The organism is Caulobacter sp. DMC95, assembly GCF_056313785.1.
The window spans coordinates 352526-370118 of record NZ_JBQUZP010000003.1 but is presented as its reverse complement, the minus strand read 5'-3'; the positions used below and the strand labels follow the sequence as shown (position 1 = coordinate 370118).

Annotated in this window: 15 protein-coding genes; 11 read left to right on the top strand and 4 right to left on the bottom strand. The window is 69.0% G+C overall.

Translation table 11 applies throughout. From position 1 onward, the window contains the following. The first annotated feature begins 110 nt into the window (after positions 1-110). The 8 genes from ACT53N_RS09820 to ACT53N_RS09785 all read left to right on the top strand — a co-directional run bounded on the left by ACT53N_RS09820 (position 111) and on the right by ACT53N_RS09785 (position 8183). The gene (locus ACT53N_RS09820) at positions 111-527 is read left to right on the top strand and encodes a hypothetical protein (protein WP_476063719.1); all 417 of its coding nucleotides are present in this window, start codon (positions 111-113) and stop codon (positions 525-527) included. A 242-nt stretch (positions 528-769) separates the two neighbouring features. Further along, positions 770-3034 carry a phosphoenolpyruvate--protein phosphotransferase gene (gene ptsP, locus ACT53N_RS09815; protein ID WP_476063718.1) on the top strand — a complete coding sequence of 755 codons (2265 nt, stop codon included), beginning with the start codon at positions 770-772 and terminating at the stop codon, positions 3032-3034. A gap of 159 nt (positions 3035-3193) precedes the next feature. Continuing rightward, positions 3194-4252, top strand: coding sequence for a helix-turn-helix domain-containing protein (locus tag ACT53N_RS09810; protein ID WP_476063717.1), 1059 nt, complete (start codon positions 3194-3196; stop codon positions 4250-4252). A 74-nt stretch (positions 4253-4326) separates the two neighbouring features. Further along, complete coding sequence (gene ispG / locus ACT53N_RS09805; protein WP_476063716.1) at positions 4327-5466, top strand: flavodoxin-dependent (E)-4-hydroxy-3-methylbut-2-enyl-diphosphate synthase; 1140 nt, start codon at positions 4327-4329, stop codon at positions 5464-5466. A 12-nt stretch (positions 5467-5478) separates the two neighbouring features. Next, entirely contained in the window at positions 5479-5886 is a 408-nt protein-coding gene (locus tag ACT53N_RS09800; protein WP_476063715.1) for a hypothetical protein, read from the top strand. Positions 5887-6003: 117 nt separating this feature from the next. Continuing rightward, the gene (locus tag ACT53N_RS09795) at positions 6004-6471 is read left to right on the top strand and encodes a hypothetical protein (RefSeq protein WP_476063714.1); all 468 of its coding nucleotides are present in this window, start codon (positions 6004-6006) and stop codon (positions 6469-6471) included. Between the two features lie 2 nt (positions 6472-6473). Further along, on the top strand, positions 6474-6884 hold the full coding sequence (locus tag ACT53N_RS09790) for a hypothetical protein (RefSeq protein WP_476063713.1): 411 nt from the start codon (positions 6474-6476) through the stop codon (positions 6882-6884). 141 nt (positions 6885-7025) lie between these two features. Next, positions 7026-8183, top strand: a complete 1158-nt coding sequence (locus ACT53N_RS09785) for an acyltransferase family protein (protein WP_476063712.1) — start codon at positions 7026-7028, stop codon at positions 8181-8183. Positions 8184-8231: 48 nt separating this feature from the next. Here ACT53N_RS09785 and ACT53N_RS09780 read toward each other — a convergent pair whose 3' ends face one another. Then, entirely contained in the window at positions 8232-8999 is a 768-nt protein-coding gene (locus ACT53N_RS09780; protein ID WP_476063711.1) for a pseudouridine synthase, read from the bottom strand. Then, the gene (gene prfA / locus ACT53N_RS09775) at positions 8999-10069 is read right to left on the bottom strand and encodes a peptide chain release factor 1 (RefSeq protein WP_476063710.1); all 1071 of its coding nucleotides are present in this window, start codon (positions 10067-10069) and stop codon (positions 8999-9001) included. Before prfA ends, ACT53N_RS09780 begins: the two co-directional genes overlap by 1 nt. 196 nt (positions 10070-10265) lie before the next feature. Between prfA and ACT53N_RS09770 the strand changes: the two genes are divergently transcribed. Next, positions 10266-12473: a putative bifunctional diguanylate cyclase/phosphodiesterase gene (locus ACT53N_RS09770; protein ID WP_476063709.1), complete on the top strand. Its 2208-nt coding sequence runs from the start codon at positions 10266-10268 to the stop codon at positions 12471-12473. Between the two features lie 243 nt (positions 12474-12716). On the opposite strand, the gene ACT53N_RS09765 is transcribed toward ACT53N_RS09770, so the two are convergent. Further along, a complete protein-coding gene (locus tag ACT53N_RS09765; RefSeq protein WP_476063708.1) occupies positions 12717-13565 on the bottom strand; it encodes an alpha/beta hydrolase in 849 nt (282 codons plus the stop codon). Positions 13566-13626: 61 nt separating this feature from the next. After that, entirely contained in the window at positions 13627-14298 is a 672-nt protein-coding gene (locus ACT53N_RS09760; protein ID WP_476063707.1) for a LysE family translocator, read from the bottom strand. A gap of 107 nt (positions 14299-14405) precedes the next feature. Between ACT53N_RS09760 and ACT53N_RS09755 the strand changes: the two genes are divergently transcribed. Further along, a complete protein-coding gene (locus ACT53N_RS09755; protein WP_476063706.1) occupies positions 14406-15788 on the top strand; it encodes an aminotransferase-like domain-containing protein in 1383 nt (460 codons plus the stop codon). A gap of 125 nt (positions 15789-15913) precedes the next feature. Then, positions 15914-17593 (top strand): alkaline phosphatase family protein, encoded by a 1680-nt coding sequence (locus ACT53N_RS09750; RefSeq protein ID WP_476063705.1) that lies wholly within the window; start codon positions 15914-15916, stop codon positions 17591-17593.

Genomic DNA, 17593 nt, shown 5'->3' with positions numbered 1-17593 from the left:
TGGATGGGTTCTCACGCCCCCCAAACCTAAACCCCACCTGAACGACCAGTCCCGACCCCGTTCAGGGCCGAGGGCCTACAACCCCTATCAACAGAGATAGGAGACCCGCCATGAAGACCCTCGGTACGTTCACCAAGACCGCCATCGCCGTCACTGTCGCCGGCGCGCTGCTCGCCCCGGCCTCGGCCGCCTTCGCCGGCGAGAAGACCGAGCGCGCCATCATCGGCGCGGTGATCGGCGGCATCGCCGGCGCGGCGATCGGCGACGGCAAGACCGACGCGGTCGCCATCGGCGCCGTGGCGGGCGCGGCCCTGGGCGCGACCACGGCCAAGGACAAGTACGACCGTCGCTACAGCCAGTCGTACCGCACGGCGCCGCGCTACACGTCGAACACTCGCTACGGCTATGACAACCGCTACGCCTACGATAGCCGCGCCAACAGCCGCTACGCCTACGACCGCTATGGCCAGCGCTATGAGCGCCGCGATCGCTACGACGACCGCTACGCCTACGGCTACCGTCGCTAGGCCCACCCGATCGCCGCTGGAGTTTTGATCCCTCCTCCAGCGTGCCAGACTGCGCCGCCCGGCTCCCCTCCGGGCGGCGCTTTTTCGTGAGCGCGCACCTAATCGCCGTTCGGTTGACGACCGCGACTGGTCCCCGGGCGAAATCTGCTGTAGCCCCACCTTGGAGGTAAGAGCCGTCTTAACCCCTGGCGTCGGACGCTGGGCTAGAAGGCTCTAAGGGACAGGGAGCGCGTACAGGCGTCATGGCGGCATCCGGCATCGCCGTTCGAGGACCACGCAGCCTGCTGCGGCAGATCCGCGAGGCCATGGCCGGCGCGGGTCCCGCCCAGGGCAAGCTCGACATGGTGGTCCGCACCATCGCCATCTCGATGGTGGCGGAAGTCTGCTCGATCTATCTGCGCCGCGCCTCGGGCGACCTGGAGCTGTTCGCCACGGAAGGTCTGGCCCGCGAGGCCGTCCACGTCACCCGCCTGAAGCCGGGCGAGGGTCTGGTCGGCGAAACCATGCGCCTGGGCCGGCCGCTGAACCTGTCGGACGCCGCCAGCCACCCGTCGTTCTCGTACCGTCCGGAAACGGGCGAAGATCCGTATCACGCCTTCCTGGCCGTGCCGTTGCTGCGCGGCGGTCGCGCCATCGGCGTGCTGGTCGTCCAGAACCGCACCGAGCGCAACTATGACGAAGAGGAGGTCGAGGACCTCCAGATCATCGCCATGGTGCTGGCCGAGATGGTCAGCTCCAGCGAGCTTCTCGGCGCGGACGAACTCAAGGACGTCGAGCTGGCGCCGCACAAGCCCGAGCGCCTGAAGGGCTCCCGCTTCGCTGAGGGGCTGGCCTACGGCGTGGCGGTGCTGCACGAGCAGCCGGTCGTGCCTGAGACCCTGCTGTCGGACGACGCCCTGGCCGAGGAAGCCCGCCTTTCCTACGCCATCGAGGCGCTGCAGACCCAGATCGACCAGATGCTGGAAGGCCAGCACGGCTTGGTGGGCGCCTCTTACGAGGTGCTGGAAACCTACCGCCTGTTCGCCCACGACCGGGGCTGGAACCGCTCATTGCAGGAAGCGGTGCGCTCGGGTCTGACCGCCGAGGCCGCCGTCGAGCGCGTGCGGTCCGAGCATCGCGCCCGCCTGGGCCAGGCCCGCGATCCCTATCTGCGCGAGCGGCTACACGACCTGGAAGACCTGAACGACCGGCTGCTGCGTCACCTGTCGGGCGACGTGCACCATGTGCGCCAGCTGCCCGAGGACGCCATCCTGATCGCCCGGAACCTCGGGCCGGCCGATCTCCTCGAATACGACCGCACCAAGCTGAAGGGCATCCTGCTGGAGGAGGGCAGCGCCGCCAGCCACGCCGGCATCGTCGCCCGGGCCCTCGATATCCCGTGCGTCGGACGCCTGGCCGGCCTGCGCGATCGCGTCAACGAGGGCGATCCCGTGGTGGTCGACGGTGAGACGCAGGAAGCCTGGCTGCGCCCGCGTCCTGACGTGGTCAAGGCGCTGAAGGCCCGGATGGAGGTCCGCGCCCAGCGCAAAGCCGAGTTCGCCCGCCTGCGCGACACCCCGCCGATCACCAAGGACGGCTCCAAGGTCACGCTGCTGATGAACGCGGGCCTTGCCGTCGATCTCGACATCCTGGGCGAGACCGGCGCCGAGGGCATCGGCCTGTTCCGCACCGAGTTCCAGTTCATGGTGGCCGAGGAGCTGCCGCGGCTCGAAGCCCAGACGGCGCTCTATGAAAAGGTGCTGGACGCGGCCAACGGCATGCCGGTGACCTTCCGCACGCTCGACCTGGGCGGCGACAAGCTGCTGCCGTACATGGAGCTGGAGCGCGAGGATAATCCCGCCTTGGGCTGGCGCGCCGTGCGAATGGGCCTGGACCGCCCGGCCCTGCTGCGCATGCAGATCCGCGCTCTGATCAAGGCCGCCAACGGCCGGCCGCTGCGGATCATGTTCCCGCTGGTGGCCAATGTGGACGAGTTCCGCGCCGCCCGCGCGTTCGTCGACCAGGAAGTGGCCTGGGCCCTGAAGCGGGGCCGTCCTGCGCCCGCCCGCCTGGATGTCGGGGCCATGGTCGAGGCGCCGTCGCTGCTCTGGCATCTGGATGCGCTGCTGCCGATGACCGACTTCGTCTCGGTCGGCACCAACGACCTGATGCAGTACCTGTTCGCGGCCGACCGGGGCAATCCGCGTGTCTCCGACCGCTATGACCCGCTGTCGCCGGCCGCGCTGCGGGCGCTGAAGACGATCCAGCAGGCCTGCGCCGACACGGGCACCCAGGTCTCGGTCTGCGGCGAGATGGCCGGCCGCCCGCTGGAGGCCTTCGCCCTGGTGGCCCTGGGCTTTGATCGCCTGTCGATGCCGCCGGCCGGCATCGGGCCGGTCAAGCAGATGGTTCTGTCGCTGGATCGCGAAGCCGCCCGCCGCAATGTCGAGGCCCTGCTGAAGGGTTCGGGCGGATCCTTGCGCGGCGAGATCGAAACCTTGGCGCGCAAGCTCTACGTCGCCGTGTGACAAAAGCTTGGCCGTTAACCAAGCGTCACCGTTTAGTACATTGAATCCCGCTACTTAGTTTGATATTCACAAACACATATTAAGAACTCCGTATAACCGGGGTGGGGGAGTGCGGCGCGCTTCGCGTGCGGCGCGATTTTCGGGGGCGTTTAGCCGATTATGCCGCTGGATACGGGGAACGTGAGGCGTTTGCACCTCGTCGCCGACGTCGATACGGATGAGGCTCCGATCGCCGTAGGCCAACCGTCGTTGGAAGAGGGCGCCGACATTGGTCTGGCGCTGAAGGCCGCGCGCGAGTTTCGCGGCCTGACCACCCAAGACGTCGCTGACGGCACCCGCATCCGCCAGAGCTATATCGAGGCCCTCGAGGACATGCGCCTCGACGACCTGCCCTCGCGCCCCTTCACGATCGGCTATGTCCGCGCCTATGCCGGCCTCCTGGGCCTGGACGCCGAGGCGGCCGTGGCCCGCTTCAAGAACGATGCGCCCGACGAGGGCGCCGAACTGCGCGCGCCCGTGGGCGTGCGGCGCGAGCGTGACCCGCGTCTGGCGCTGATCTTCGCCGGCGGCCTTCTCGTGGTCGGCGCCATCCTGCTGTGGAACGTCGCCCAGCGCGCCATCACCAAGGACGAACCGCCGCCGCAGGTCGCGCCGGAGTCGGCCCAGGTGCGGGTCGCCCATGGTGGAACGGTTGGTCCGGGCGGCTCGGTGTCGCTGGGCGCGCCGCTGCCTGCGCCGGTCGAGTCGACCACGCCCGAACCCTACAAGACCCCCGGTCTCGACGACGCCGCCGCCAATGGCGGTTCGGTCGACGCCGCCAAGCTGGCCGCCAAGGCCCGCGCCGAGGCCGAGGCTGCGTCCGGTGTGACCGACACCGCCAACGCGGTCGTGATCGGCGCGCCGTTCAAGCCGAAAGGCCAGATCCTGGGCGCCAGCGCCGCGGACGCCTCGGGCGTGCTGATCCAGGCCCGCAAGGCCGGCGCCCTGACCGTCCGCCGCGCCGACGGCGGCATCGCCATGACCCGCTGGCTGTCGGCCGGCGACGCCTACAGCGCCCCGCGCACCCCGGGCCTGATCCTGGACGTGGTGGAGCCGTCGCTGTTCGACGTCTACTACAACGGCCGCCTGACCGGCCGCCTGTCCTCTAACCAGACCTCTGTGGCCAAGCTGATCCCAGCGGCGCCGGCGGTGGCTGCTCCGGCGGCGCCCGCGCGCTAGTTCCCTTCTCCCGCAGGGGGAGAAGGAGAGGGAAGCCCCTTCTATCCCGCCCCAACACCCTCTAAATTAGCGCCATGGCCGCAGACCACACGCACGTCCGTCCCTGGCGCATGATCACGCGCCGGCAATCGCGCAAGATCCGCGTCGGCTCCGTCGAGGTGGGCGGCGACGCGCCGATCTCGGTGCAGTCGATGACCAACACCCTGACCAGCGACGCCAAGGCGACGCTGGAGCAGATCCGCCAGCTGGAGGAGGCCGGCGCCGACATCGTTCGCGTCAGCTGCCCTGACGTCGAGAGCACCGCCGCGTTCAAGACCATCGCCCGCGAGGCCAAGGTCCCGCTCGTGGCCGACATCCACTTCCACTACAAGCGCGGCATCGAGGCGGCCCAGGCCGGCGCGGCCTGCCTGCGGATCAATCCGGGCAATATCGGCAGCCCCGACCGCGTACGCGACGTCATCCAGGCCGCCCGCGACCACGGCTGCTCGATGCGGATCGGCGTCAACGCCGGTTCGCTGGAGCGCGAACTGCTAGAAAAGTACGGCGAGCCATGCCCCGAGGCGATGGTCGAGAGCGCCCTCAACCACGCCCGCATCCTGCAGGACCACGACTTCCACGAGTTCAAGATCTCGGTGAAGGCGTCCGATCCGTTCATGACGGTCGCGGCCTATTACCAGCTGGCCGAGGCCATCGACTGTCCGCTGCACCTGGGCGTGACCGAGGCCGGCGCCACCCGCACCGGCACGGTCAAGTCCGCCATCGGCATCGGCTCGATGTTGTGGGCCGGCATCGGCGATACGATCCGGGTGTCGTTGGCCGCCGATCCGGTGGAAGAGATCAAGGTCGGCTTCGATATCCTCAAGTCGCTGGGGCTGCGCCACCGGGGCGTCAACATCATCGCTTGCCCGTCGTGCGCGCGGCAGGGCTTCAATGTCATCAAGACCGTCGAGGCCCTGGAAGAGCGCCTGGCCCATATCGCCACGCCCATGTCGCTGTCGATCATCGGCTGCGTCGTGAACGGCCCAGGCGAGGCCCTGATGACCGACATCGGCTTCACCGGCGGCGGAGCCGGCGCGGGCATGGTGTACATGGCCGGCAAGCCCGACCACAAACAGTCCAACGAGGGGATGATCGATCACATCGTCGACCTCGTTGAGAAGAAGGCGGCCGAGATCCAGGCCGCGAAAGCGGCGGAGACCCTCGCCGCGGAGTAGGAGATCAGGTCCATGCGGTACAAGCTGAACGGACTGGTGGCGATGCTGGCCTTCGCGGCGGCCGGCGCGGCGAACGCGGCGAGCCCCAAGCCGCCGCCGGAACAGGTCTTGGCCAAGATGCTCGACGGCCGCACAGCCGGCGCGCCGGTCAATTGCATCGACCCCCGCAACGTCGACACCGTCGATATCGTGGACAAGACCGCCATCGTCTACGGGCTGCGCGGCGGGCGGCTGTATGTGAACCGGCCGCGGATCGGCGCGGACGCCCTGCGACGCGACCAAACGCTGGTGACCCGGACCGTCGGAACGCGCCTTTGCAGCTTCGATGCGGTGAACTTGCTGGAGTCGGGCGCGCGGTTCGATGCGGGCTTTGTCAGCCTAGGCACGTTCACCCCGTACGACAGGCCCAAGGCGCGCTGACCGCGCGCGGGTTGAGCTGAGGCGTAATTGTCCGGTTTGACAATCTGAGGGTGTGTGTCATCGTTACCGTCAGGCGTGGGGGAACGATGGGTTCGTCCCGCCCGCAAGGAGGGTTCGATGGCGATGTTTACCCTTGGCGCGAAGCTCCGCAGCGCTGGCGCCCTGGCCGTGGCGGCGATGATTGCGCCTGGCTTGGCGATGGCGGGCGACCCGGGCGCTCCAGCTTATCCGCAGGGCGAAGCCAGCCTTGTCCGGGAATTGAACGGTCGCGTGCCCGGGCAACCGGTGCCCTGCATCACCCGCCGTCTCGTGGTCGAGACTCGCGTCATCGACCGCACCGCTTTGCTGTTTCGCATGCCGGACGGAACGATGTTCGTGAACCGGCCGGCAAAGGGCACGGAGTTGCTGCCGCGTGAAGGCGTCGTGGAAGCGATCGGCAAGTCGCCGCGTGCGATCTGCCAAAACGATTTTGTGGCGGTGAATGAACCCGGCGGTTCGACAGTCTACATGCGCGGCGATAAGGGTCTTCGTCGTCCGGGCGCCTCGGCGCAACTGGGCGCGTTCGTTCCCTACTTCGAGCGCTGACCATGCGCCGCGAGGCCTACAGCGCTCTCGGCGCCATAGCCCTGGCGGTTGCGTTGACGTCGGCCGCCTGGGCGGCTGACGGCGGCGCGGGGCCGGGCGAGGCCAGCTTGGCGCAGGAGCTGAACGGTCGAGCGCCGGGTCAGCCGGTCAACTGCATCATCGGCCGCAAGGTCAGCGATGTCTGGGTCGTCGAGCAGACGGCGATCCTCTACCGCATGCGCGACGGAACCGTGTTTGTCAGCCGCCCGACCATGGGCGCCCAAGGGCTGGCCCGCGATGCGGTGCGCACCTCGGTCGGCCCTCGCGCGCTGTGCCAGGGGGATGGCGTGGCCCTGACCAGCCCGGGCGGCAAGGGCGTTCGCGGCCACACCGCTGTCCGCCTGGGAGCGTTCACGCCCTACACGCGCCCCTGAGGCCTAGGGACGCCCCTCAGGGCGCATGCCCCCTAGAGACCAAGTTGGAGATCCTCGGAATGGGTTGCCGTCATCCTGTCGGCGCCGGTTCTGGCCGATCCGTTGCAGAGGTCGCAGGAGAACCATTCGAGTCTCCGTCTGATGCCTTTGCGTCCGCCCATTCCGTCCCAGGCTGAAACAGGCGAGCCGCAGCCTGGGAGCTCCCGGCGTGTCGTCCTGGACAGTCTGAGGTTTCTGACCGCCGGGCTGATCGTGCTGTTTCATTACCAGAGCGAGGGGCCAAGGTCGCTGACGGGCTTTAGCCCGCTGTTTCAGCGGGGCTATCTGGCGACGGATTTCTTCCTGATCCTGTCGGCCTATGTGCTGGGACGCGCCTATGGGCGGAAGGTTCTTTCCGGAGCGGTCAGCGACGAGCGCTTCCTTGCCAAGCGGGTGCTGCGGGTATGGCCGGCCCATATTATCGTCTTGGCGGCGTTCGCAGCGGTGGTGGGGTTGTCGGCGACGGTCGGGCTGACGACACATGATCCGGCGCAGCTGCAATGGAGCGATCTTCCGGCACAAGCGCTGCTGATCCACGCCTGGGGTCTGGACCTCGGCGCCGGCTGGAACCTTCCAACCTGGTCGCTGTCAGCCCTGGTCGTTTGCTACGCGGCCTTCCCCACGCTCTGGCGCAAGCTCAGCCGGGTCAGCGGCGCTTTGCTGCTGTTCGGGGGCGGCGTCGTGGTGATCTGGGCGGCCAACGGGCTCAGCCAGAGCCTCTATGGCCGGGCCCTGTACGACCTGCCCTTCAATCTGGGGGTTCTGCGGGCGCTGCCGCTGTTCGCATTCGGCGCCTGCATCGCCCGCGCCAGCGAACTGAACTGGCCCAGCGAGCGGCTGGCGCCGGTCATGGCCGTGGTCGCGGGGGTGATGGTCATCGGGCTGCAGTTCGTCGGGCGCTTTGATCTGTTGAGCATGATCCTGCTGGGACTGCTGATCGCCGCCGGGGGCGTGATCCGGGTTCCGCGAGGCGCCTCGTTCGCGGCCTTGGCCGGCCGGATATCCTTCTCGCTCTATATCACGCACATTCTGGTGGCGATGATCTGGTTCCGGCTCACCCACATCGTGATCGAGGGCCTTCACCTGTCCGAGCCCGTACAATGGACGCTCTGGGCGATGGCCTTTCCCCTGGCGGTGGCCACGGCCCTGGCGTTCGAGCGCTGGATCGATAGTCCAGTGCAGGCGGTGGTCAACCGCTGGGCCGATCGGCTGACCTTCCGCAGGCCCGCGACGGTCGCCAGCGAGGCGGCTCCTCACTAGAGCCCTTTCCGATCTGACTGCATCACTCAGATCGGATAAAAAAGGGCTCTAACCCGCGACCAGCGCCGCCCGCTCGGCCGCCGTCAGCGGGCGCCAGTGGCCCTCGGGCATATCGCCCAGGTCCAGTGGGCCCACGCGGACGCGGAACAGGTCGACGACCTTCAGGTCCACCAGCTCGCACATCCGGCGGATCTGGCGGTTGCGGCCTTCGCGCAGGACAAAGCGCAGGCGCTGCTCGGAGATGACCTCGACCTCGGCCGGGCGCAGCTCGCGGCCGTCCAGCTCCAGGCCAAAGCGCAGCAGCTCGAGCTTTTCCTCGGTCAGCTCGCCCATCACCGCGACGCGGTACTCTTTTTCGAGCTCCGACTGCGGGCCGATCACGGCCTTGGCCACCACGCCGTCCTGCGACAGCAGCAGAAGGCCGCGCGAGTCCTTGTCCAGACGCCCGATCGGCGGGATCAGGTCGCCCGACTGCGGGATCGCCACGCCGCGCGCGTCACCCCACAGGTTGGCGCGCGTCAGCAGACGTGCGGCCGGCACCTGACCGGGATCAGGCTGCGACGAGACCACGCCACGCGGCTTGTGCACCAGATAGGTCGGGACGGCGTCCAGCTTGGCGGTGGCGCGATCGGCCAGGGTGAGGGTCTGGCCCGGCTGGATCTTGCGGCCGACGTCCTCGACCACCTCGCCGTCGATTGAAACAAGGCCGTCGCTGATCAGCTGCTCGGCCTCGCGGCGCGAGCACACGCCGCTCTGGGCCAGCCACTTGTTGACCCGCTGGGGCTCGGCCTCGTCGTAGGTGCGGGTCCAGCTCATCAGCCGAAGCTTTCTTCGAGGCTGGCTAGGCGCTCGGCCTGGTCCTCGGCGATCAGCGGGTTGATCACATCGTCGAGGGCGTCGCCTTCCATGATCCGCGCCAGGTTGTAGAGCGTCAGGTTGATGCGGTGGTCGGTCACCCGACCCTGCGGGAAGTTGTAGGTGCGGATGCGTTCCGAACGATCCCCGCTGCCTACCTGGCTCTTGCGGGCCTCTGAGCGGGCGCTGTCCAGGGCCTCGCGTTGCATGTCGTAGAGGCGCGCCTTCAGGTTCTTCATGGCCCGCGCGCGGTTCTGGTGCTGCGACTTTTCCGAGGAGGTCACCACCACGCCGGTCGGCAAGTGGGTGATGCGAACGGCCGAGTCGGTCTTGTTGACGTGCTGACCGCCGGCGCCCGACGAGCGATAGGTGTCGATCCGCAGGTCGCTTTCCTTGATCTCGATCTCGACGTCCTCGGCCTCAGGCAGCACCGCGACCGTGGCGGCCGAGGTATGGATGCGGCCTTGCGCCTCGGTGGCCGGCACGCGCTGCACGCGGTGCACGCCGCTCTCAAACTTCAGCCGGCCGAACACGCCCTCGCCGGTGATCGAGGCGACGATTTCCTTGTAGCCGCCCATTTCGCCTTCCGAGATGCTGTCGACCTCGACCCGCCAGCCCTGGGTCTGGGCGTAGCGCTGGTACATGCGGAAGAGGTCGCCGGCGAACAGGGCCGCCTCGTCGCCGCCGGTGCCGGCGCGCACTTCCAGGATGGCCGAGGCGTTCTCGTCCTTGTCCTTGGGGGCCAGCATCAGGGCGAGCTCGCGCTCCATGACCGGCAGCTTTTCGTCCAGCGCCTGGATCTCGTCACGGACCATCTCGGCCATCTCGGGATCGGACGCCATGACGTCCAGTTCGGCGCGCTCGGCGCTCAGCTTGGCCAGCCGCTCGACAGCCTCGGCGACCGGGCGCAGTTCGGCGTGCTCCTTGGAGAGCTTGACGATCTCGCCGCCGTCGGTGGCCGCGCCCATGCGGGCTTCCACTTCACGGAAACGGTCGAGAACCTGGTCGAGGCGGGCCTGGGGCAGTCTCACGGTGGTGTCACAAGTCTGGAGAGAACGGTCGGTCTCTCTAGAGCCTTTCCCGGCCAAAGGAAATGTTCCCCCCGCGCGCCGCAGGGCGACCCGGTCGCCGACCTGCGACAAGTTGCCTCAGGGAGCGTTAGGTGGAGCTTAGCCATGGCTTGCGAGAACGGGACGATCTGCTCTGCAACATTGGACGTTCGCGATCATGAAGGGTGTCGAGGCCCGCCTTTCCGCACCCCTGGCGGCCATGGCCCTGCTGACGGTCGGCGTGCTGGTGGCGGTGCTGTTCATGATCGCCGCGCGCGTCGATCGCGACGCCCTGCGTCACGAGCAACAGCTGGTGCAGCGCGGCGTCGACTCCAAGATCGCCGACCTGCAGCGGGTCGTGTCGCCGCAGGTCCTATGGGACGACGCGGTCAAGAACCTCGACAACCGGTTCGACCTGGGCTGGGCTGAAGAGAATATCAGCGCCTACCTGATGGGTCAGGCCGGCTTTGACATGATCTTCGTGGTCGACGGACAGGGTCGCCCGCGGCTTAGCGCGCGGGTCGGGCAAACGACCTCTGCGGCCGACTATGAGCGCCACACCCCCCGTCTCGCGCCGCTGATCGCCAAGCTTCGAAGGCTGGAGGCGGCCCGGCCAAGAGTTACGGGACCCAGAAGCGACGGTGGCTTGGTGTCCGCGCCGGCGCAGGTCAGCTCCATCGAGTCGCTCGATGGCGAGGCCTACATCGTGACGGCCAGCTTGGTGCAGCCCGACTTCGGCAAGGCGGTCCTCCGCCAACCCCGCGCGCCGGTGGTGGTCACCGCGCTGAAGATCGACGCGGTGTTCCTTGAGGCCTTCTCCAGCCGGTTCCTGCTCGCCGGCATCCATCTGCACAAAGGCGACATGCGGCCGGAAGCCAAGGACGCCCATGTGGCGCTGCGCGATCACACGGGCAAGGTCGTGGCGACGCTGGACTGGGCGCCGCCGCATCCCGGCCAGCGCCTGCTGCGCAAGGCGGTGATCCCTATCCTCTTGGTCGTTGGCGGCTTGGCCGCTGTGGCCCTCATCTTCGCGCGTCGCAGCCGGCGGATCGCCGAGGGCCTGGTGGCCAGCGAAGCGCGCGCCAAGCACATGGCCATGCACGACGCCCTGACCGGCCTTCCCAACCGGGTCCTGTTCGAGGAACGCCTGCGGCAAGGCGTCGACGGTCTGGCGCGTCGCCGCGGCGCGCTGGCGGTGCTGGCCATCGATCTGGATCGCTTCAAGGCCGTGAACGACACCCACGGCCACGCGGCCGGGGACGAGCTGATCCAGGTGATCGGCGCGCGCCTGGCGGGCCTGTGCCGGACTACTGAAACCCTGGCCCGGCTGGGCGGCGACGAGTTCGGGGTCGTGGCCGCCGATATCGACCCCAATGGCGCGGCCGCCCTGGCCGAGCGTCTGGTGGCTGCGCTGGGCGCGCCGGTCGAGCTGTCGTGCGGCACGGTGTTCGTCGGCGGCTCGGTCGGCGTGGCCATCATCACGCCGGAAGAGGCCTATGTCGGCGCGGTCGAGGCCGCCCGACGAGCGGACGTCGCCATGTACCGCGCCAAGGACGAGGGACGCGGCCGCTACTGTTTCTTCGAAGCCGAGATGGACGCCGCCCTGAAGGCGCGGCGCGGGCTTGAGGCCGACCTGCGCAAGGCGCTCAAGGACGGCGGCGTCTGGGTGGCCTATCAGCCCCAGGTCGACGCTACGGGCCACGTCCTGGGCGTCGAGGCCCTGGCCCGCTGGACCCACCCAGAGAAGGGCGCGATCTCGCCGGCCGCTTTCGTGCCCCTGGCCGAGGATTGCGGGCTGATCGACGACCTGGGCCGGCTGATCATGCGCCGCGCCTTCGCCGATAGCCTGCGCTGGAAGGATCTGAAGGTGGCGGTGAATGTCTCGGCCTTGCAGATGCGCCAGGTCGGCTTCCCCGACCTCGTCGCCGAGATCCTGGCCGAGACCGGCGCGCGCGCCGACAAGATCGAGCTTGAGATCACCGAAGGCGCGCTGCTGGGCGACGACGAGGCCACGCACGACGCCATACGCCGCCTGCGTGAGATGGGCTTCTCGCTGGCGCTCGACGACTTCGGCACCGGCTACAGCTCGCTGAGCTATCTGCGGCGCTATCCGATCGACAAGATCAAGATCGACCGCAGCTTCATCACCCCGCTGGGCGGCGACAAGGAGGCCGGCGCGGTGGTCGCGGCCATCGTCCGGCTGGCCAAGGCGCTGCACCTGTCGGTCATCGCCGAGGGCGTCGAGACCAACCAGCAGCGCGAGCAGTTGCAGGAGATCGGCTGCGTCCAGGCCCAGGGCTTCCTGTTCAGCGCCCCGGTGACGGCTGACGCGATCGACAGCATCGTCGACGACGGCGGCCGCATGCATCTGGCGGCGGTGGCCTGAGGGGGCGCTGTTTCGTCGGCCGAGAGGCGAGAGCGGTCCCCAGCCTCCCTTCAGAAGCCCGACCTTCCCGGCGAAGGCCGGGATCCAGATCGAGCCCAGGCGTCCCATCCGTTCAGTCCGGAGCGATGTCGCATCATCCTCCACCGCACCGGATGAATCTGTGCCCCGGCCTTCGCCGGGGAGGTCGGGCTTTTAGGGCTGAGCTTCCTCCCGCCCCACTTCCGGGGGACGGCGCGCTCGGCGCTAGCGCCGCCGGAACTCCGCCGCCGCCGTCGAGGTCTGGGCCGCCAGCGCGGCCTTGGCCTCGGCGTCGCCGAGCACCTCCGCCTTCAGGAACGTGATGCTGAGCGCCGAGGCTTCCGTAAAGGCGGGTTGCTCGGGATGGTGCGCCAGGCCGTGATCGACGCTCTTGCCGATCCAGGCGTACTTGTCGCCGGCCGGGCTTTCCTCGAACGCGCGGAGATGCGCGCGCCAGTCCGGCGCCATGCCCGGCACGACGTCCTGCTCTCCGGTGATCATCAGGGTGGGGACGTTCAGCGTCTGAAAGGTGGTCGGGCCCATCAGCCCCGGGATGGTCCCTGGGCTCGAAAAGCACAGCACAGCCTTGGCCTTGGGATCGCGGGCCGGGATCATCGTCTCCAGCGCGCCGCCGCGCATCAGCGACATCAGCGAGCCGTACGAGTGGCCCGCATAGGCCAGCGGCAGGCCAGGCGCGACGCTCGCCGCCCAGCCGGCCGTCGCGCCGACATCGGCGAGCCGCACCGGGAAGGCCGATTGCAGCGTGTACTCGGCCTTGCGGGGGTGCTTCAGAGAGTCGACGTGCAGCGGCGCGACCACCAGGAATCCGGCCTGGCTCCAGGCGTCCAGCAGGGCGGCGTAGTTTTCCGCTGATCCGCCCGCCCCGTGTGAGAACACGATCACGCCCTTGGGTGTGGCGGGCCGGAAGACGCTGAGCGCCAGCTCGCGATCGCCGACGGTGATCGTGGTGGTGGTCGCCGCAGCGCGCGCCAGGGTCGGGGCGAGGGCGGGAGCCACCGCCAGGGCCAGGGCGCCGGTCAGCAGGGCGCGGCGGTGAAGAAGGCGTTCGGTCACGGGACTCTCTCAACTGTGGTCAGCCCACGGTTGAACGCTTCGTGGCGGCTGTCTAGAGACCTCAGCGCTTGAGGTCGACGGCCAGCAGAACGGCGGGCGCGGTTGTCGCTGTCTGCGCCCGGCTTGTCAGGCCATGTCCGCCGGTCGCCACCATCGGAACCAGGGACGCCACCAGCAGCACGGCCATGGTCACGTTGAACGTCCGCAGCACCGCCGGGCGGTCCAGGAACGGCCGCAGGCCCTGACCAAAGCCCGCCCAGGCCGCGCTGCACGGCGCGCCCACCAGCATGAAGGTCCCGGCCAGCAGCGGCACGATCGTCCAGCCAGAGTTTTCGGGGGCGTAGGTGGTCACCGCGCCCAGCGCCATGGCCCAGGCCTTGGGGTTCACCCACTGAAACGCCGCCGCCTGCAGGAAGGTCATTGGCTTGCCCAGCGACCGGTCGGTGACCGCGCTGGAGGTCGCGATCTTCCAGGCCAGCCACAGCATGTAGGCCGCGCCGACCCATTTCAGGATCTCGTGCAGCACCGGATAGGCTCTGAACACCCCGCCCAGGCCCAGACCCATGGCCAGCACCATGAAGCCCAGGCCGCCGCTGATCCCCAGGATGTGCAGCACCGTGCGGCGGAAGCCGAAGTTCGCGCCCGAAGCCAGCAGCATCATGTTGTTGGGTCCCGGCGTGCCCGCCGTGGCGAAGCAGAACACGACATAGGCCAGCATCAGTTCCGGAGTCATTCGGGCCTCCTTGTCTCGGAGAGTGGGCTTGAATGTCACCGTGATGATTTTGATTGTATCGAGAGTCAAAGATCATATTGTTATCGTGACAATATAGGACTTTTCCTGTGACTCCGACCTGGACGCCCGTTATCCCCGCCGGCGCCGCGCCGCTTTACGAGCGGCTGGTGGCGGCCCTGCGCGCGGACATCGCGTCCGGAGCGCTGGCGCCCGGGGTGCGCCTGCCGCCGCAGCGCGACCTGGCCTACCGCCTGGGCATGGGGCTGGGCACCGTCACCCGCGCCTATGTCGAGGCCGAGAAGGCGGGCCTGGTCAGCGCCCATGTCGGTCGCGGCAGCTTCGTCAATGCGCCAGCCGAGCACCGGCCCTACGAGCGGGAAGGGCCGATCAACCTGGCCCAGAACATCGCGCCCGCCGCCGCTGCGGCCTCGCGCATCGCCGAGGCCCTGGCGCGCCTGCGTCGCCGGGCCGATCTCTCCGAACACCTGGCCTACGCCCCGCCGGCCGGTCACGAGTCGCAGCGGCGGGCGGGGGCGGCGTGGCTGTCGCGCACCAGCAGCTATGAGGGCGTCGACTGGCGGCGGCTGATCTGCTGCGCCGGCGCCCAGCAGGGTCTGGCGGTGGCCCTGAACACGGTGCTGCGTCCCGGCGACGTGCTGCTGACCGAGGCCCTGGCCTATCACGGGCTGAAGGCCCTGACCCGCTACAGCGGCTGGCGCACGCGCGGCCTGCCGATGGACGCCGAGGGGCTGCGCCCCGATGCGCTGGAGGCGGCGGTCCGCGCCACCGGGGCGCGGGTGCTGGCCGTGCTGCCGACCCTGCAGAACCCTACCGGCCGGATCATGAGCCGGGCCCGCCGCAACGCCATCGTCGAGATCGCCCGCCGCCATGACCTGACGATCGTCGAGGACGACATCTACGGCGCCTATGCGCAAGGCGCGCCGCCGCCGTTCGCGGTGCTGGCGCCGGAGCGGACCTTCCATGTGTCGGGCGTCTCCAAGACCCTGGCGCCGGGCCTGCGCGCCGGCTTCCTGGTCGCCCCGGCCGCTGAGACCTTCGAGCGCGCCGTGGAGGCCCTGCGCATCGTCGCCTACGCCCCGCCGGCCTTTGGCGGGCTGATCGCCACCCAGTGGATCGAGGACGGTTCGGCCGACGCCATCCTGGCCGAGACTCGGGAGGAGGGGCGGGCGCGTCTGGCCCTCGCCCGCGAGATCCTCGGCGAGGCCGTCGAAACCCCGCAATCGCCGATGGCGCCGCACATCTGGCTGCCGATGAGCGAGCTGGACGCTGAACGCCTGGCCGGCCGCGCCCTGCGCGGCGGCGCCGAGGTCACCGCCCCCGATGCGCCCGTGGTTGAGCCGGGCCACGAAAGCGGCGTCCGCATCTGCCTTGGCGCGGTCGGCGATCGCGAGACCCTGCGCCGGGGCCTGGAGATCGTCGCGGGGGCGCTGTCGAGCGAGGTGGGCGAGCGGTCGCGGGCGGTGATCTAGGCGAAAGCCCAGGGCGCGTCGCCGGAAGTCGTAAAACCGCAATCATCGGGCGCTAATCTGGTCTAGACCAGATGAGGCCAAAGTGCGTTTGAGGCTCGGACTGGTCGCTGGTCCCGGAGCCCGTCATGAAAGCCGCCTTTCGCCCTCTCGCCTTGATCCTGATCCTGCTGGCGGCGACGTCCGTCCAGGCGCGCCCGGCGATCGAACCAGCGCGCCCCAAGGCGCCCGCCGAGCATGTGATCATCATCGGCGTCGATGGCATGAGCCCGGATGGCGTTGAAAAGGCCGATACGCCGACGATGCATGCGATGATGAAGCAGGGCAGCTGGAGCCTGCGCGCGCGCGGCGTGATGCCCACCACCAGCGCCGCCAACTGGGCCTCGATGATCACCGGGGCCGGGCCCGAGCAGCATGGGGTCACCAGCAACGACTGGAAGGTCGGCGAGTTCAACTTCCCCACCGCTGTGATCGGGACGGGCGGCTTCTTCCCGTCGATTTTCCAGGTGCTGCGCGAGCAGAACCCGACCTGGGAGATCGGCTCGATCTATCACTGGGACGGCTTTGGCAATCTCTACGACCATCGCTTCGTCAGCTATGACCGCCGCGCCGAGACCGAGGACGAGACCACGGATCTGGCCGTCCGCTATATCCAGGACAAGCGGCCGAAGTTCCTGTTCGTCCACCTCGACCACGTGGACCACGCCGGACACGCCTATGGCCACGGCACGCCGAAATACTATGACTCCGTGGCCAAGGCCGACCGGCTGATCGAGAAGATCCGCCAGGCGACCGTCGCGGCCGGCATCGCCGATCGGACGGTCATCCTGATCAGCTCCGACCACGGCGGCGTGGGCAAGGGGCACGGCGGCGAGACCCTGGCCGAGCTGGAAATCCCCTGGATCGCCTATGGCGCGCCGGTGCAGCCGGGCCGCCAACTGAACCTGCCGATCAACACCTTCGACACGCCGGCCACGGCCGCCTGGCTGCTGGGCGTGCAGACCCCCTACGCCTGGCTCGGGCGAGCCGTGACGCCGATCGGCAAGGGCGCGCCGATGCCGCCCCAGACCTACATGATCAGCGGCTTCCACGCCGCGCCGGTGATCGAGCCTGCGGGTGACGGCAATACCCCGCCGGGCGGCCTGTTCGTCGATCGCAACGCCCGCCTGACCCTGCGCAACCCGAACACGGTGGGCGAGATCCGCTACACCCTCGATGGCGCGACCCCGACCGCCGCCTCGCCGCGCTATGACGGTCCGGTCGAGATCACCCGCAACACCATCGTCCGCGCAGGCCTGTTCGTCGACGGCAAGGCCGCCAGCGCCACGGCCACCGGCTACTTCCGGATCGTGCGCCAGGACGCCGCCCAGCCGCGTGGCGTGGCCTACAAGACCTATCTGCTGCCCGAGCCGGCGGTGCGTCTCCCTGACTTCTCGCGCCTGCAGCCGGCGTCCTCGGGCGTGACCCTGGACATCGCCCTGGCCGGCGTGCCCGTGCCGCGCGAGGACAATGTCGCGGTGGTGTTCGAGGGCGACCTGCGGATCGACACGGCGGGCGCCTATCGGTTCACCCTGGCCTCGGACGACGGCAGCAAGCTCTATGTCGACGGCAAGGCGGTGGTCGACAACGACGGCGACCATGGGGTGATTAGCGCCCAAGGCGAGATCACCCTGCAGCCCGGCCGTCACGCCCTGCGGGTGGAGTATTTCAACGGCGGCGGCGGGTCTTGGCTCGGCGCCTATTTCGAAGGTCCCGCCCTGCCGCGCCAGTTCATCGACCCGAACCTGCTGACGCCGGCGGCCCGCTGA

Excerpts from the sequence above, each read along its gene's own strand:
- ptsP (WP_476063718.1), top strand. The coding sequence starts at position 770 with ATGGCGGCATCCGGCATCGCCGTTCGAGGACCACGCAGCCTGCTGCGG.
- ACT53N_RS09760 (WP_476063707.1), bottom strand. The coding sequence starts at position 14,298 with ATGACTCCGGAACTGATGCTGGCCTATGTCGTGTTCTGCTTCGCCACG.
- ACT53N_RS09750 (WP_476063705.1), top strand. The coding sequence starts at position 15,914 with ATGAAAGCCGCCTTTCGCCCTCTCGCCTTGATCCTGATCCTGCTGGCG.
- ACT53N_RS09780 (WP_476063711.1), bottom strand. The coding sequence starts at position 8,999 with ATGAGCTGGACCCGCACCTACGACGAGGCCGAGCCCCAGCGGGTCAAC.
- ACT53N_RS09785 (WP_476063712.1), top strand. The coding sequence starts at position 7,026 with ATGCCTTTGCGTCCGCCCATTCCGTCCCAGGCTGAAACAGGCGAGCCG.
- ACT53N_RS09810 (WP_476063717.1), top strand. The coding sequence starts at position 3,194 with ATGCCGCTGGATACGGGGAACGTGAGGCGTTTGCACCTCGTCGCCGAC.
- ACT53N_RS09820 (WP_476063719.1), top strand. The coding sequence starts at position 111 with ATGAAGACCCTCGGTACGTTCACCAAGACCGCCATCGCCGTCACTGTC.
- ACT53N_RS09800 (WP_476063715.1), top strand. The coding sequence starts at position 5,479 with ATGCGGTACAAGCTGAACGGACTGGTGGCGATGCTGGCCTTCGCGGCG.
- ACT53N_RS09795 (WP_476063714.1), top strand. The coding sequence starts at position 6,004 with ATGGCGATGTTTACCCTTGGCGCGAAGCTCCGCAGCGCTGGCGCCCTG.
- ACT53N_RS09790 (WP_476063713.1), top strand. The coding sequence starts at position 6,474 with ATGCGCCGCGAGGCCTACAGCGCTCTCGGCGCCATAGCCCTGGCGGTT.
- ispG (WP_476063716.1), top strand. The coding sequence starts at position 4,327 with ATGGCCGCAGACCACACGCACGTCCGTCCCTGGCGCATGATCACGCGC.
- ACT53N_RS09770 (WP_476063709.1), top strand. The coding sequence starts at position 10,266 with ATGAAGGGTGTCGAGGCCCGCCTTTCCGCACCCCTGGCGGCCATGGCC.